Annotated in this window: 13 protein-coding genes and 2 pseudogenes; 5 read left to right on the forward strand and 10 right to left on the reverse strand. The window is 59.2% G+C overall.

The window, feature by feature from the left end; translation table 11 throughout:
- The 9 genes and pseudogenes from BKD14_RS19625 to BKD14_RS18140 form a co-directional block, all read right to left on the reverse strand.
- A pseudogene (locus tag BKD14_RS19625) lies at positions 1-210 on the reverse strand (hypothetical protein); the annotation flags it as partial.
- Positions 211-1529: 1319 nt separating this feature from the next.
- Complete coding sequence (locus tag BKD14_RS18100) at positions 1530-1760, reverse strand: chromosome partitioning protein ParB (RefSeq protein ID WP_210215537.1); 231 nt, start codon at positions 1758-1760, stop codon at positions 1530-1532.
- Positions 1761-1988: 228 nt separating this feature from the next.
- Entirely contained in the window at positions 1989-2639 is a 651-nt protein-coding gene (locus BKD14_RS18105) for a recombinase family protein (RefSeq protein ID WP_075657555.1), read from the reverse strand.
- A gap of 588 nt (positions 2640-3227) precedes the next feature.
- Entirely contained in the window at positions 3228-4172 is a 945-nt protein-coding gene (gene intI1 / locus BKD14_RS18115) for a class 1 integron integrase IntI1 (protein ID WP_139316481.1), read from the reverse strand.
- 20 nt (positions 4173-4192) lie between these two features.
- A complete protein-coding gene (locus BKD14_RS18120; protein WP_075657557.1) occupies positions 4193-7159 on the reverse strand; it encodes a Tn3 family transposase in 2967 nt (988 codons plus the stop codon).
- Between the two features lie 30 nt (positions 7160-7189).
- Positions 7190-7642 carry a chromate resistance protein ChrB domain-containing protein gene (locus tag BKD14_RS18125; RefSeq protein ID WP_075657558.1) on the reverse strand — a complete coding sequence of 151 codons (453 nt, stop codon included), beginning with the start codon at positions 7640-7642 and terminating at the stop codon, positions 7190-7192.
- Positions 7639-8247 carry a Fe-Mn family superoxide dismutase gene (locus BKD14_RS18130; protein ID WP_034367502.1) on the reverse strand — a complete coding sequence of 203 codons (609 nt, stop codon included), beginning with the start codon at positions 8245-8247 and terminating at the stop codon, positions 7639-7641. Before BKD14_RS18130 ends, BKD14_RS18125 begins: the two co-directional genes overlap by 4 nt.
- A 9-nt stretch (positions 8248-8256) precedes the next feature.
- The gene (gene chrA / locus BKD14_RS18135) at positions 8257-9624 is read right to left on the reverse strand and encodes a chromate efflux transporter (RefSeq protein WP_075657559.1); all 1368 of its coding nucleotides are present in this window, start codon (positions 9622-9624) and stop codon (positions 8257-8259) included.
- The gene (locus BKD14_RS18140; protein WP_034367493.1) at positions 9621-10559 is read right to left on the reverse strand and encodes a chromate resistance protein ChrB domain-containing protein; all 939 of its coding nucleotides are present in this window, start codon (positions 10557-10559) and stop codon (positions 9621-9623) included. Before BKD14_RS18140 ends, chrA begins: the two co-directional genes overlap by 4 nt.
- Before the next feature lie 170 nt (positions 10560-10729).
- Between BKD14_RS18140 and BKD14_RS18145 the strand changes: the two genes are divergently transcribed.
- From BKD14_RS18145 to BKD14_RS18175, 5 genes and pseudogenes are all read left to right on the forward strand, one after another.
- Positions 10730-11296, forward strand: coding sequence for a recombinase family protein (locus BKD14_RS18145; protein ID WP_075657560.1), 567 nt, complete (start codon positions 10730-10732; stop codon positions 11294-11296).
- 275 nt (positions 11297-11571) lie between these two features.
- A pseudogene (gene aadA1, locus BKD14_RS18155) lies at positions 11572-12410 on the forward strand (ANT(3'')-Ia family aminoglycoside nucleotidyltransferase AadA1).
- A gap of 116 nt (positions 12411-12526) precedes the next feature.
- The gene (locus BKD14_RS18160; protein WP_000679427.1) at positions 12527-12874 is read left to right on the forward strand and encodes a quaternary ammonium compound efflux SMR transporter QacE delta 1; all 348 of its coding nucleotides are present in this window, start codon (positions 12527-12529) and stop codon (positions 12872-12874) included.
- Entirely contained in the window at positions 12868-13707 is an 840-nt protein-coding gene (sul1, locus tag BKD14_RS18165; RefSeq protein WP_000259031.1) for a sulfonamide-resistant dihydropteroate synthase Sul1, read from the forward strand. Before BKD14_RS18160 ends, sul1 begins: the two co-directional genes overlap by 7 nt.
- Positions 13708-13834: 127 nt before the next feature.
- Positions 13835-14335, forward strand: a complete 501-nt coding sequence (locus BKD14_RS18175) for a GNAT family N-acetyltransferase (RefSeq protein ID WP_000376623.1) — start codon at positions 13835-13837, stop codon at positions 14333-14335.
- 296 nt (positions 14336-14631) lie between these two features.
- Here the strand turns inward: BKD14_RS18175 and BKD14_RS18180 are convergent, their stop codons facing one another.
- On the reverse strand, positions 14632-14919 hold the full coding sequence (locus tag BKD14_RS18180; RefSeq protein ID WP_012414174.1) for an H-NS histone family protein: 288 nt from the start codon (positions 14917-14919) through the stop codon (positions 14632-14634).
- Positions 14920-14958: the final 39 nt, after the last annotated feature.

Raw genomic sequence — 14958 nt, forward strand, 5'->3', positions numbered from 1 at the left:
ATTGGAACCACCTTGCGACGCCTGTAATACGGATGGACTTGTCTCAAGATTGTTGGGGAGGGGCTTGCCTGCTCGATACCAGCTTGCACGGCTCATTCCGAGGGCTTCCCAAGGCTTCTGGCGGCTCAATGAGTTGCCTTCGTAGGTTGCTCTGTCTACGGCGCCTGCGGCTCGCCGCTGGGCCTCTTTTCGCTGCCTGTCGCGCTCTCGGGAAATGTCGGGGGAAATGAGGGTTCGCAGCTTTCGCTGTTCATCATCTGTGATGCGGAACAGGTTGATTAGTGTGTCGTTCTTGGGGGTATACAGTGGCGAGTAGGTCTTTCCTGCAAGCTCGACCTTCTCGCCTGCCTCGTGTGCCTTGGCCTTGCTGTAGAGCGTCATCAGCTCCTTGCTGCGGTAGCCCCAGGATGGGTCCAGCTCTTTAGATAGGGCGGCGGCCTCGTGGTACATCAAGGCGCTGTTCGTTGCGCCCGATAGCAGTAGGAAATTGATGCGCCAGAAAAGGTGCTGCATCCGCTCGCCTTCGCTGACGCCACCACGCAAGGCGGCAAGGCGGCGTAAGTCCTCCAAGCGGTCCCATGCCAGTTGTCGGCCAGAAAAGCCGCGTAGGCCGGTCTGTTTTTTACCGGGCAATAGTTTGAGCTGCCGGCGCTCGATGCGCTCTTTGCGTTGGTGCTCTATGTCCCAACGGGCAACCGGCAAAAGCTGCTCGGCCAGGTACTCGAAGTTGTAGCGGATGGGGTCGCCATCATGGCCCGTTTGAACGTGCATCACGCGGCAAATCTCGCCACTCTTGCTGTTGACTGTTTTGACCAGGCGCAGCACACGGGAAGCATCCTTTGCGGCCGGGTCGGCTCCTAAAGGTGCAAGTCGATCTATGAGGTGTCGTTGGCACGCATTCCAACGGGGTAGGGCTTGCCTGGGCAACGTTCCTTCAAGCAACCATTTCGCTTGAAGTCCACGCCCGCTGAACACCAAAATCGACGGCCGCGGGATGCCTTCTTGATCGCAATGAAAGAGTACAGATGCGGCAATCTGCTCCGGCGTTCGACCCTGTGCCCACGGCTGGTTGTAGGTGTCTAAATCCGTGAAAAGTAGGCCGATGCGTGCCAGATTCACGACGCGCCGATTAGGCCGGATAAATTCGGCTTGTGACAACCATGTGTCTCGCGTGGTATCGACCATGCTCAATACTTGGGGCATGTCAGCCAAGCGGTAGGATTCTTGTTTTTTGGTGCTGCCGACTGCTACCAACAGAGAAAAGAACCCGTGTCTTTTCGTGTCATGGTATGTCGCTGCCTCGTCGGCAGGGTCGAACAACGCTAACTGCGCAAGTGCTGCCATAAGTCTCCATCGACCGCGCACGCGCGGCCCCTTGCAAAAGGGGAGCTATGGCCGTAGAATGCAGGTATCTTCTGGACCGTGCATTACGCGGCCTTTTCGGCTTCGGCGTTCGCCAAAACGCTCGATGCCAACTCCCTAGCAAAACCCCGACGCCAATCGGGGTTTTTGCGTTTATGACTGAACGATCACCGTTCAATCTCCTTTGTATCCGGTAGCTGCTCGACGTATTCCGTCAAAATCTCCGTGATCGTTTTATCCGAATTGGCTGCATAGATTTTGAGCTTCCTATGCAGGTCTGCCGCGAGCTGGAAGTTGACGCGCCTCGTGCCTCCCTCATCAGAAGGGGCCGAATAGTTGGTGCGTCGGCTGCGCTCGATGGTGGCTTGATTTGCGCTCAACATTTCGCGTTTTCTCATGTGGTTGTACCTCAAGGCATGTACGTAACGACTCGACGCCTGCACGAACGATGCCTTACTCATCGCATCATATCAACCGATACTCAAAACGTAAAGAGGGTAATCACCCTTGGAATTTGGACATGGGAGTCCTATAATCAGAGGGTAGTACAGCTACTTTTTCCTCGACTCCTGCGTTGAAGGAAAAGCAAAGCCCGAATGGTTGCCGCCGTTCGGGCTTTTTTTCGTTCATAGGCCGGGTTCCGACAACGAGACAGTCGGAAGGGAGCCGTTGGGCTTTATGCGACGGCGCTTGATGAACAGGCGCAAGGTGTTAGGGCTGACGCCTAGCAGCTCGGCCGCCCGGCGCTGAGACACGCCCAGGTTCACAAAGGCTTGAACCTGTTCGATGTGGCTATCGAGTTTGAAGGTTGTCGCGGTGCTACCCTTGGGGCGGCCAAGCGTCTTTCCGCGCTGCCGTGCGACCTGCAATGCCTCCCTCGTGCGGGCCTGGATGAAATGCCGCTCGATCTGTGCGGCCATGCCAAACACGGTTGCCATGATGTCGCTCTGTAGGCTTCCATCAAGAACCATCCGTTGCTTGGTGATATGGACAATCAGGCCGCGCTCGCTCGCCGCCTTGAGTATTTCAAGGGCAGCGAGTGCGGAACCCGCTATGCGGGAAAACTCCGGTGTCAGTAGCACGTCCCCACGCTGCGCCTGGTCGATCAACGTTCCGATCTTGCGCTTTCGCCAGTCCTTCGATCGGCTGGCAACTTCTTCCTCGATGTGCAGGGGCGCGAAGCCCTTGCTGTTGGCGTATTCCAGCAGCCCGAGCTTCTGGTTCTCGGGGTCCTGGCCGTCACGGGAAACCCTCAAATATGCGTAGTATTTCGGCATGGTCAGTGAAAACCTCTAAACAGATTTAATATGCCTCATATTGGCGCAAATTAAACCCATAATAAATGATGCGCTACGCATCACTTAAAACGTTGGTTTGTTCTGCCCTATGAGCGTACAAAAAAGGCCGGGTGAGTGGCCCGGCCTTCGTTTAGGTGCTGAATAGGATTGGTTCTGGTGCCAGCCTCATGAGAAGCGCGTCATAAAACCACATGAGGGCCGACGCACCAAGGCCGACGCCTGCGACCGATAGCATGATGTGGGTCTTATTGGCCGAGTCCAGCCCAAGCCACATGATCGGTAGGGTGATGAGACTGGCGAACGAAGCCAAGCCGAGAAGAAAGCGCACCGGGCCGCGCAGCCACCAGAGAATGAGGAACACCAGATGTCGTTTTCAGAAGACGGCTGCACTGAACGTCAGAAGCCGACTGCACTATAGCAGCGGAGGGGTTGGATCCATCAGGCAACGACGGGCTGCTGCCGGCCATCAGCGGACGCAGGGAGGACTTTCCGCAACCGGCCGTTCGATGCGGCACCGATGGCCTTCGCGCAGGGGTAGTGAATCCGCCAGGATTGACTTGCGCTGCCCTACCTCTCACTAGTGAGGGGCGGCAGCGCATCAAGCGGTGAGCGCACTCCGGCACCGCCAACTTTCAGCACATGCGTGTAAATCATCGTCGTAGAGACGTCGGAATGGCCGAGCAGATCCTGCACGGTTCGAATGTCGTAACCGCTGCGGAGCAAGGCCGTCGCGAACGAGTGGCGGAGGGTGTGCGGTGTGGCGGGCTTCGTGATGCCTGCTTGTTCTACGGCACGTTTGAAGGCGCGCTGAAAGGTCTGGTCATACATGTGATGGCGACGCACGACACCGCTCCGTGGATCGGTCGAATGCGTGTGCTGCGCAAAAACCCAGAACCACGGCCAGGAATGCCCGGCGCGCGGATACTTCCGCTCAAGGGCGTCGGGAAGCGCAACGCCGCTGCGGCCCTCGGCCTGGTCCTTCAGCCACCATGCCCGTGCACGCGACAGCTGCTCGCGCAGGCTGGGTGCCAAGCTCTCGGGTAACATCAAGGCCCGATCCTTGGAGCCCTTGCCCTCCCGCACGATGATCGTGCCGTGATCGAAATCCAGATCCTTGACCCGCAGTTGCAAACCCTCACTGATCCGCATGCCCGTTCCATACAGAAGCTGGGCGAACAAACGATGCTCGCCTTCCAGAAAACCGAGGATGCGAACCACTTCATCCGGGGTCAGCACCACCGGCAAGCGCCGCGACGGCCGAGGTCTTCCGATCTCCTGAAGCCAGGGCAGATCCGTGCACAGCACCTTGCCGTAGAAGAACAGCAAGGCCGCCAATGCCTGACGATGCGTGGAGACCGAAACCTTGCGCTCGTTCGCCAGCCAGGACAGAAATGCCTCGACTTCGCTGCTGCCCAAGGTTGCCGGGTGACGCACACCGTGGAAACGGATGAAGGCACGAACCCAGTGGACATAAGCCTGTTCGGTTCGTAAACTGTAATGGGGTCGTCTCAGAAAACGGACCGCAAAGTACGCTAAGGCGGCTGCAGCGGTCGTAGGGGCCTGAATTTGCCAGCTCCGATCTTGGCGCTGCTGCGCCAGAGGTAATCGCCGGTCAGGTTGATGTGCTCCCAGCCCAGCGGCGACAGGTACTGCAACAGCGCATCATCGACGCCGAGACCGTTTCCACGCAGCGCATGCGCTGCGCGCTCCAGGTAGACCGTGTTCCATAACACGACAGCCGCCGTCACCAAGTTTAGGCCGCTGGCCCGGTAGCGCTGCTGCTCGAAATTGCGGTCGCGAATTTCACCCAGCCGGTTGAAGAACACGGCGCGGGCCAACGCGTTCCGCGCTTCCCCCTTGTTGAGTCCGGCGTGGACACGGCGGCGCAGCTCCACGCTTTGCAGCCAGTCGAGGATGAACAGCGTGCGCTCGATGCGTCCCAGCTCACGCAGGGCGACGGCCAGGCCGTTCTGGCGTGGATAGCTGCCGAGCTTGCGCAGCATTAGTGAGGCCGTCACCGTGCCATGTTTGATCGAGGTAGCCAGCCGCAGGATTTCATCCCAATGGGCACGGACATGCTTGATGTTGAGCGTGCCGCCGACCATCGGCTTGAGCGCCTCATAGGCGGTATCGCCCTTGGGGAGGTAGAGCTTAGTGTCGCCCAGGTCGCGGATGCGCGGCGCGAAGCGGAAGCCCAGCAGGTGCATGAGCGCGAAGACGTGATCGGTAAAGCCCGCCGTGTCGGTGTAGTGCTCCTCGATCCGCAGGTCGGATTCGTGGTAAAGGAGGCCGTCGAGCACGTAGGTCGAGTCGCGCACGCCGACGTTGACCACCTTGGCGTGGAACGGCGCGTACTGGTCAGAGATGTGGGTGTAGAAGGTCCGTCCTGGGCTGCTGCCATACTTCGGGTTGATATGGCCGGTGCTTTTGGCCTTGCTGCCTGTTCGGAAGTTCTGACCGTCCGACGATGACGTGGTGCCGTCGCCCCAGTGACCGGCGAAGGGATGCCGGAACTGGGTGTTGACCAGTTCTGCCAGCGCCGTTGAATAGGTCTCGTCGCGGATGTGCCAGGCTTGCAGCCAGGCCAGCTTGGCGTAGGTCGTGCCGGGGCAGGATTCGGCCATCTTGCTCAAGCCCAGGTTGATCGCATCGGCCAGGATCGTGGTCAGCAGCAGGTTTTTGTCCTTGGCCAGGTCGCCGGATTTCAAGTGCGTGAAGTACCGGGTGAAGCCCGTCCACTCATCGACTTCGAGCAGTAGTTCGGTGATCTTGACGTGCGGCAGGATCATTGCTGTCTGGTCGATCAGCGCCTGCGCGGTGTCGGGCACCGCCGCGTCCAGCGGCGTGATCTTCAGGCCCGACTCGGTGATGATGGCATCCGGCAAGTCGTTGGCCGCCGCCATGCGGTTGACGGTGGCAAGCTGCGCTTCTAGCAGTGTCAGCCGCTCGTACAGGTACTGGTCGCAGTCGGTGGCCACGTCCAGCGGCAATTCGCTGCCCTGCTTGAGGCTGGCGAACTTCTCGTGCGGCACCAGGTAATCCTCGAAATCCTTGAACTGACGCGAGCCCTGCACCCAGATGTCGCCCGAGCGCAGCGAGTTCTTGAGTTCCGACAGCGCGCACAGTTCATAGTAGCGCCGGTCGATGCCGGCGTCGGTCATCACCAGCTTCTGCCAACGAGGCTTGATGAAGTCGGTCGGGGCATCAGTGGGCACCTTGCGGACGTTGTCAGTGTTCATGCCGCGCAGTACGTCGACGGCGTCGAGCACGCCCTTGGCGGCGGGCGCGGCCCGCAGCTTGAGCACGGCCAGGAATTCCGGCGCGTAGCGGCGCAAGGTAGCGTAGCTCTCGCCGATGCGGTGCAGGAAATCGAAGTCATCGGGCTGCGCGAGCTTCTGCGCCTCGGTGACGCTCTGGGCGAAGGCATCCCAGGACATGACGGCCTCGATGGCGGCGAACGGGTTGCCGCCCGACTGCTTGGCGTCGATCAGCGCCTGGCCGATGCGTCCGTACAGTCGCACCTTGGCGTTGATCGCTTTGCCGGACGCCTGGAACTGCTGCTGATGCTTGTGTTTGGCGGCGTTGAACAGCTTGCCCAGAATGCGGTCGTGCAGGTCGATGATTTCGTCGATGACGGTGGCCATACCCTCGATGGCCAGCGCGACGAGGGTGGCGTAGCGCCGTTGCGGCTCGAACTTGGCCAGATCAGCGGGCGTCATCTGGCCACCCTCGCGGGCGATCTTGAGCAGCCGGTTCTGGTGAAGCAGCCGTTCGATGCCAGTAGGCAGGTCGAGCGCCTGCCAGGCTTTCAGGCGCTCGATGTGTTCGAGCATGTGGCGCGAGTTCGGCTTGACGGGCGACTGGCGCAGCCAGGCCAGCCAGGTCGTCTTGCCGAACTCGCGGCGCTTGAGCAGATCATCGAGGCGATGCCGGTGGGGGTCTGTCAGCGGCTCGGACAGCGCTTCGTAGATGCGCCGGTTGGCGCGAGTAATGGCCTCGGCGCAGATGCGTTCAATGACGCCCGGTGACGGGAGCAGCACGCTCTTTTGTCGCAGCCCTTCGATCAACTCCGTCGCCAACACGATGCCTTTGTCGGTCTGCCAAGCCAGTTCATCCAGGCTGTGCACGCTGGGGTGATAGTGCCGCGTTGCGAAGGCCTGGAAACCAAAGATCGATTGCAGTTCCAGCAGGTGCTCGCGGCGCGTCTCGGCGCGCTGGCCGTAGTCCGCCCAGGCTTCGGGTGGCACCTTCAGTTGCGTGGCTACCAGACGCAGCAACGGCGGAAACGGCTCCGTATCTACCGCGAGCATCATGCCGGGATAGCGCATGTAGCAGAGCTGCACGGCGAAGCCCAGGAGGTTGGCTGGACCGCGCCGTTGCCGGATGATCGAGAGGTCGGATTCGCTGAACGTGTAGTAGCGGATCAAGTCCTCCATGGTGTCCGGCAACGCCAGCAGGCTCTCGCGCTCGGCGGCGGACAGGATCGAACGGCGCGGCATGTCCGGCGACTCCCTCTCGAATTCGCTTGGTTACATCTTCGGCGGCCAGTTATGCGTCTCACTCTGGCAGTGCTTGCACCATGCATAGAACGCGTCGTACATCACCATGCCGTGCTTGAGCATTTCATGGTCGTCGCTGAAGTTCTGCGACAAGCCAAGAGATAGCGCGTACAACCCTGCCGACTGCGGCGTCAGGTCAAGTCGGGATGTATCGGCACCGCGAACAATCACGGCGAGCTGTTTGAGGGCAGGGTCATCCATCGCGTACTTGGCCAGGAAGGCATCGAAGCTGCAAAGCTCACCGTCATGGGAAAGTTCCACTCCAGGAATGTCATACGGGACCGCGCCGGTCTCCTGAGCGATGCGCAGCACGTCGCCTGCCGGGACGTAGAGGAACTCGGCATCCGTATCGATGAACCGCGTCACCAGCCACGGGCAGGCAATGCGATCGATCTTCGGGCGTTCGCGGGTAATCCATTTCATGAGAGTCCTCCTGAGGGTTGGTGACTAGCCCAGCGAATAGCCGCTCGTTGCCAGTCGATGTTGGCCATGAATGCATCTACATAGGCACCGGCCTTGGCGCCATAGTCGATGTGATACGCGTGTTCATACATATCAAGCGCCAGGATTGGCAAAGCGCCAGCCAAGGTGTGGCAGTGATCGGCGGCCCACTGGTTGCTCAACTTGCCGTCGCGCGCTGATTGGACCAGCAGCACCCAGCCGGAACCGCCGCCGAGCGCCTTGCCCATCGCCGAGAATTCGGCCTGCCAGCGCTCGACGCTGCCAAAGTCGCGCTCGATCGCCTCGCACAGCGGGCCTACGGGCAACACGCCGTTGCCGCCCAGCGAGTCGAAGTAGATCTCATGCAGCAGCATCGAGTTGTAGGCGATCAGTTCTTCGCGTTTGAGACCGTTCAGCAGGAAGCCGGCTTCCTGCGTGAAGTCAAGGGTGCCGAGCTTGGTGTGGATGGCGTTCAGGCGTTTGACGGCCCCGGAATAGTTGTTTTCGTGATGGCTGGCGATCAGCTTTTCGGACAGACCATTTAGGGTACTTGCGGGGAAAGGCAGCGGTTTAATGTCGAAGGACATGGTGTCACCTCACAAGATCAAGGTCTTCAATATCAGGCCCAGCACCGCACATGCCGCGATGACGTGAATCACGTTTCGCTTGAAGCGGAACAAGGCCACTGCCGCACCGATGGTGATCAGTGCCGACACCCAGTCGAAGTGCCCGGCGAGGCCTTTGGGCCAGAGCACGTGATAGGCGAAAAACACGGCCAGGTTCAGGATCACACCGACCACCGCTGCCGTTATCGCAGTCAGCGGCGCGGTAAACCGGAGATCTCCGCGCGTCGACTCTACGAACGGCCCTCCGGCGAGGATGAAAATGAAGGACGGCAGGAAAGTGAACCAGGTCACCAGCGCGGCTGCGACCGCACCGGCAACGAACAACATGTCGGGGCCGAATAGTGCCTGTACATAGGCCCCCACAAAGCCGACGAAGGCCACCACCATAATGAGCGGCCCCGGATTGGCCTCGCCGAGCGCCAACCCATCGACCATCTGCGTGGGGGTGAGCCAACTGTAATGGCCGACCGCACCCTGATAGATGTACGGCAATACTGCATAGGCCCCCCCAAAGGTCAGTAATGCGGCTTTCGTAAAGAACCAGCCCATCTGGGTCAGGGTGTGGTCCCAGCCATAGGTGCCGAGAAGGAATGCCATGGGGATCAGCCACAACAGGCAACCCATCGCGGCAACCCGCAGCAAGCCAGACCAGCGGAACAGGGCGTGCGACGGTATGGGGGTGTTGTCATCGATCAGCGCGGGGCCATAGGATTTATCGGCCGCACGATGCGCGCCGCCGGCCCTGAATTTGTCCGGGGTAACGCGACCGCCGATATACCCTATCAGCGCGGCCCCGGCGACGATGGCCGGAAACGGCACATTCATCGCGAAGATGGCGACGAATGCCCCAGCGGCAATCGCCCACATCAGGCCGTTCTTGAGAGCACGCGAGCCGATCCGATGCACGGCCTGCACGACAACCGCGGTGATGGCAGGTTTGATGCCGTAGAACAGGCCGGAAACCAGCGGCGTGTCACCGAACGCAATGTAAATCCACGACAGCGCGATCAGAAAGAAGAGCGAAGGCAGCACAAACAGGACACCTGCAACTATGCCTCCCCAAGTTCGGTGCATTAGCCAGCCCATGTATGTGGCGAGTTGCTGCCCCTCCGGGCCCGGAAGCAGCATGCAGAAGTTGAGCGCATGCAGAAAGCGACGCTCGCTGATCCAGCGCCGCTGTTCGACCAATTCGCGGTGCATGATCGCGATCTGTCCGGCGGGGCCGCCGAAGCCTATGAACCCGATCTTTAACCACAGGCGAAACGCTTGCCAAAAGCTGACAACTTGTGGGGAGGGAGGCACTGCCACAGCCTCCTTGGTTACGACGGTTTGAGTCATACGGTGAGGGTCCCTTTTTCAAAGCTGGCCAGTAAGCCATCGAACACAGTGGAGGCGATGGCCAATAGTTGATCGTCGTGGTCAACCGTTTCCCGCAAACCGGCCAGTACGCTTTCGATACCAGTGGCCTCTGGCGGCTGGATGCCGCCCACGTCGAGGTAATGCACCACAAGGCCAATCCTTGTGATGGCGGGCTGTTCCAGCCCAAAGCTCGCCGCCAGGACCTCGAACGTGACACGGCTGCCGACATGGCTGAACGTCGCGCCATCGAAGTCGAAGCCCAACGCATCCGGCGGGCAGTCCGCAGGGGTTGCCAACCAAAGGATGCGCGCCTGCGGGTCGATGAAGCGCCGGATCAGCCATGCGCTGGCGAGCCGATCAACCCAAGGACGTGCGCGAGTGGCCCAGGTACGGGCCTGGTAATCCAAACGATCCAAGCGGGTAATAGTCCCCTCTACAGCGTGCGGCTCGTCCGGCGACAGCGTGCGGGCGCAAGCTTGTTCCAGTTCACACAACGCACTGTCCGCTTGACGCTGAGCCTCGCCGGGGTAGAAGTCGATTTCAACCAGCGTAGTAAAGGATTTGCGAAGCTTACGCACCTGCCGCAGCACGTCTTGCACGGTATCCAATGTCAGCGTCTGCCTGAGATGATGGACATCGACCAGCAAGGCAGCAAAATCGTTGCTGCGGTCGAATAATGCGACGAAGTTGACCCCTTCAGGGTCTTCCATACGCAGCACATGAGCGACCCCACCGCCTTCACGCACATCGGAGGCCAAGTTATCCAGCACCGCGCGGCATTCGTCGCGGTCGGGCATCAGGTACACGCCGTCGCGCAGCACCGCAGCGCCGGAGGCTTTGAGGGCACGCCACGTCCGTTGCCGGACGGTCGCGTTTTCAGTAGGCAAGGAAAGGATAAGCGAAAGCAAATTCATGTCGTAGATGTTACTACAATAATGAGATAAGATCTACAAAATAAAGTCTTGAGTAGATTGCAAAAACGGTCATTTGCGCAATCACAATGGAAGCAGCACACCCATAAGGTGTTGTGCGTTGCTAAAACGTATTGCAAAATAAAAGCAAATGGCAATAGGAATAAGCAATCATGCGCATCGGTTACGCCCGCGTTTCGACCCAAGAGCAAGACAACCAAGCTCAAATCTCTGCCTTGCAATCGGCAGGGTGTGAGTTGATCTTCCAGGAGAAGGCCTCTGGTGGGCGCTGGGATCGTCCAGAGCTGCATCGGTTGCTTGGCCACCTGCGCAAGGCCGATGTGGTGGTGGTATGGAAACTGGATCGCTTGTCCCGGTCCTTGAAAGACCTGCTGCTGACCTTGGAAAAGATTGAAGAAGCGGGCGCGGGCTTTCAGAGTCTCACTGAATCTATCGACACCACGACACCGGCTGGACGAATGATGATGCAGATCGTCGGTTCATTCGCGGAGTTCGAGCGGGCGATGCTACGCGAGCGCACGCGGCACGGTCTGGAAGCTGCGCGCAAGGATGGGCGCGTCGGCGGCCGACGTCCGAAGCTGACGCAGCAACAGCAAAAAGAGATCGTCGCCCTGATCACGTCGGGGCAGAAGACGGGGGCTGATGCTGCCCGCTTGTTTCGAGTCCATCCTTCCACCGTTGTGCGGCTGCTGGCCAAGCATCGGCAGGGGCCGGGGTAGTCCGGCTTAGCGTACTTTGCGGTCCGTTTTCTGAGACGACCCCGTAATGCAAGTAGCGTATGCGCTCACGCAACTGGTCCAGAACCTTGACCGAACGCAGCGGTGGTAACGGCGCAGTGGCGGTTTTCATGGCTTGTTATGACTGTTTTTTTGTACAGTCTATGCCTCGGGCATCCAAGCAGCAAGCGCGTTACGCCGTGGGTCGATGTTTGATGTTATGGAGCAGCAACGATGTTACGCAGCAGGGCAGTCGCCCTAAAACAAAGTTAAACATCATGAGGGAAGCGGTGATCGCCGAAGTATCGACTCAACTATCAGAGGTAGTTGGCGTCATCGAGCGCCATCTCGAACCGACGTTGCTGGCCGTACATTTGTACGGCTCCGCAGTGGATGGCGGCCTGAAGCCACACAGTGATATTGATTTGCTGGTTACGGTGACCGTAAGGCTTGATGAAACAACGCGGCGAGCTTTGATCAACGACCTTTTGGAAACTTCGGCTTCCCCTGGAGAGAGCGAGATTCTCCGCGCTGTAGAAGTCACCATTGTTGTGCACGACGACATCATTCCGTGGCGTTATCCAGCTAAGCGCGAACTGCAATTTGGAGAATGGCAACGCAATGACATTCTAGCAGGTATCTTCGAGCCACCCACGATCGACATTGATCTGGCTATCTTGCTGACAAAAGCAAGAGAACATAGCGTTGCCTTGGTAGGTCCAGCGGCGGAGGAACTCTTTGATCCGGTTCCTGAACAGGATCTATTTGAGGCGCTAAATGAAACCTTAACGCTATGGAACTCGCCGCCCGACTGGGCTGGCGATGAGCGAAATGTAGTGCTTACGTTGTCGCGCATTTGGTACAGCGCAGTAACCGGCAGAATCGCGCCGAAGGATGTCGCTGCCGACTGGGCAATGGAGCGCCTGCCGGCCCAGTATCAGCCCGTCATACTTGAAGCTAGACAGGCTTATCTTGGACAAGAAGAAGATCGCTTGGCCTCGCGCGCAGATCAGTTGGAAGAATTTGTTCACTACGTGAAAGGCGAGATCACCAAGGTAGTCGGCAAATAATGTCTAACAATTCGTTCAAGCCGACGCCGCTTCGCGGCGCGGCTTAACTCAAGCGTTAGATGCACTAAGCACATAATTGCTCACAGCCAAACTATCAGGTCAAGTCTGCTTTTATTATTTTTAAGCGTGCATAATAAGCCCTACACAAATTGGGAGATATATCATGAAAGGCTGGCTTTTTCTTGTTATCGCAATAGTTGGCGAAGTAATCGCAACATCCGCATTAAAATCTAGCGAGGGCTTTACTAAGCTTGCCCCTTCCGCCGTTGTCATAATCGGTTATGGCATCGCATTTTATTTTCTTTCTCTGGTTCTGAAATCCATCCCTGTCGGTGTTGCTTATGCAGTCTGGTCGGGACTCGGCGTCGTCATAATTACAGCCATTGCCTGGTTGCTTCATGGGCAAAAGCTTGATGCGTGGGGCTTTGTAGGTATGGGGCTCATAATTGCTGCCTTTTTGCTCGCCCGATCCCCATCGTGGAAGTCGCTGCGGAGGCCGACGCCATGGTGACGGTGTTCGGCATTCTGAATCTCACCGAGGACTCCTTCTTCGATGAGAGCCGGCGGCTAGACCCCGCCGGCGCTGTCACCGCGGCGATCGAAATGCTGCGAGTCGGATCAGACGTCGTGGATGTCGGACCGGCCGCCAGCCATCCGGACGCGAGGCCTGTATCGCCGGCCGATGAGATCAGACGTATTGCGCCGCTCTTAGACGCCCTGTCCGATCAGATGCACCGTGTTTCAATCGACAGCTTCCAACCGGAAACCCAGCGCTATGCGCTCAAGCGCGGCGTGGGCTACCTGAACGATATCCAAGGATTTCCTGACCCTGCGCTCTATCCCGATATTGCTGAGGCGGACTGCAGGCTGGTGGTTATGCACTCAGCGCAGCGGGATGGCATCGCCACCCGCACCGGTCACCTTCGACCCGAAGACGCGCTCGACGAGATTGTGCGGTTCTTCGAGGCGCGGGTTTCCGCCTTGCGACGGAGCGGGGTCGCTGCCGACCGGCTCATCCTCGATCCGGGGATGGGATTTTTCTTGAGCCCCGCACCGGAAACATCGCTGCACGTGCTGTCGAACCTTCAAAAGCTGAAGTCGGCGTTGGGGCTTCCGCTATTGGTCTCGGTGTCGCGGAAATCCTTCTTGGGCGCCACCGTTGGCCTTCCTGTAAAGGATCTGGGTCCAGCGAGCCTTGCGGCGGAACTTCACGCGATCGGCAATGGCGCTGACTACGTCCGCACCCACGCGCCTGGAGATCTGCGAAGCGCAATCACCTTCTCGGAAACCCTCGCGAAATTTCGCAGTCGCGACGCCAGAGACCGAGGGTTAGATCATGCCTAGCATTCACCTTCCGGCCGCCCGCTAGCGGACCCTGGTCAGGTTCCGCGAAGGTGGGCGCAGACATGCTGGGCTCGTCAGGATCAAACTGCACTATGAGGCGGCGGTTCATACCGCGCCAGGGGAGCGAATGGACAGCGAGGAGCCTCCGAACGTTCGGGTCGCCTGCTCGGGTGATATCGACGAGGTTGTGCGGCTGATGCACGACGCTGCGGCGTGGATGTCCGCCAAGGGAACGCCCGCCTGGGACGTCGCGCGGATCGACCGGACATTCGCGGAGACCTTCGTCCTGAGATCCGAGCTCCTAGTCGCGAGTTGCAGCGACGGCATCGTCGGCTGTTGCACCTTGTCGGCCGAGGATCCCGAGTTCTGGCCCGACGCCCTCAAGGGGGAGGCCGCATATCTGCACAAGCTCGCGGTGCGACGGACACATGCGGGCCGGGGTGTCAGCTCCGCGCTGATCGAGGCTTGCCGCCATGCCGCGCGAACGCAGGGGTGCGCCAAGCTGCGGCTCGACTGCCACCCGAACCTGCGTGGCCTATACGAGCGGCTCGGATTCACCCACGTCGACACTTTCAATCCCGGCTGGGATCCAACCTTCATCGCAGAACGCCTAGAACTCGAAATCTAACGTCCGTTCGGGCATCGAGGTCCATGTCGGGGTGGGACGGGCCCGTGGCTTCAAGATCACTTGCAGTCCGACCGCGATGTCTTGGTTGCGCGAGAGGTTGTCGATATCCTCCACTTCCATCATCAACCCTGGATAATGCCGCCGCCGTCATCGCCGCCGACGCCCGTGCCGGGCTTTTCGGGCCTGTCAGGCTCGCTCGGCCGCCTCTGCGACTTCGCGCACCTTCGGAAAAATAATGACGTTGGTGCGGTGGGGTTCCATAGTGTTCCTCCTGGCCTTACGGCCCGATCTTCAATTCATGATACTTCCAGTTCTTCGAGCGAGTGCCCCTTGGCGAGCCATTCTTTGACCCATTTGGGCTTGCGCCCGCGTCCGTTCCATGTTTCCCATTGGTCGTCAGGATTACGATACTGACGTTCCTTGCTCGCAAGCTCGGCGATGTTTATTCCATGCGTGTTGGCAATTTCGAGAATTTTCTTGCGGGCTTCCTGCCTCTCTTTGGCCTCTCGTTTCTTGAGTTCTGCGTCGATCTGGGCACGCTGTGCACGCAGCTCGTCGGCGCTCATGTTCTTGAGGTCATTCACTTTTCTACTCTCCTTCTACACTAGAATTGCGGATGGTCA

It is taken from the genome of Pseudochrobactrum sp. B5 (assembly GCF_001939785.1).
GTDB classification, from domain to species: domain Bacteria; phylum Pseudomonadota; class Alphaproteobacteria; order Rhizobiales; family Rhizobiaceae; genus Pseudochrobactrum; species Pseudochrobactrum saccharolyticum.

What these genes read in the sequence shown, in the direction of transcription:
- chrA (WP_075657559.1), bottom strand. Translation starts at nt 9,624, where the DNA reads ATGACTCAAACCGTCGTAACCAAGGAGGCTGTGGCAGTGCCTCCCTCC.
- BKD14_RS18125 (WP_075657558.1), bottom strand. Translation starts at nt 7,642, where the DNA reads ATGAAATGGATTACCCGCGAACGCCCGAAGATCGATCGCATTGCCTGC.
- BKD14_RS18105 (WP_075657555.1), bottom strand. Translation starts at nt 2,639, where the DNA reads ATGCCGAAATACTACGCATATTTGAGGGTTTCCCGTGACGGCCAGGAC.
- BKD14_RS18160 (WP_000679427.1), top strand. Translation starts at nt 12,527, where the DNA reads ATGAAAGGCTGGCTTTTTCTTGTTATCGCAATAGTTGGCGAAGTAATC.
- BKD14_RS18120 (WP_075657557.1), bottom strand. Translation starts at nt 7,159, where the DNA reads ATGCCGCGCCGTTCGATCCTGTCCGCCGCCGAGCGCGAGAGCCTGCTG.
- BKD14_RS18175 (WP_000376623.1), top strand. Translation starts at nt 13,835, where the DNA reads ATGGACAGCGAGGAGCCTCCGAACGTTCGGGTCGCCTGCTCGGGTGAT.
- BKD14_RS18100 (WP_210215537.1), bottom strand. Translation starts at nt 1,760, where the DNA reads ATGAGAAAACGCGAAATGTTGAGCGCAAATCAAGCCACCATCGAGCGC.
- BKD14_RS18130 (WP_034367502.1), bottom strand. Translation starts at nt 8,247, where the DNA reads ATGTCCTTCGACATTAAACCGCTGCCTTTCCCCGCAAGTACCCTAAAT.
- sul1 (WP_000259031.1), top strand. Translation starts at nt 12,868, where the DNA reads ATGGTGACGGTGTTCGGCATTCTGAATCTCACCGAGGACTCCTTCTTC.
- BKD14_RS18145 (WP_075657560.1), top strand. Translation starts at nt 10,730, where the DNA reads ATGCGCATCGGTTACGCCCGCGTTTCGACCCAAGAGCAAGACAACCAA.
- BKD14_RS18140 (WP_034367493.1), bottom strand. Translation starts at nt 10,559, where the DNA reads ATGAATTTGCTTTCGCTTATCCTTTCCTTGCCTACTGAAAACGCGACC.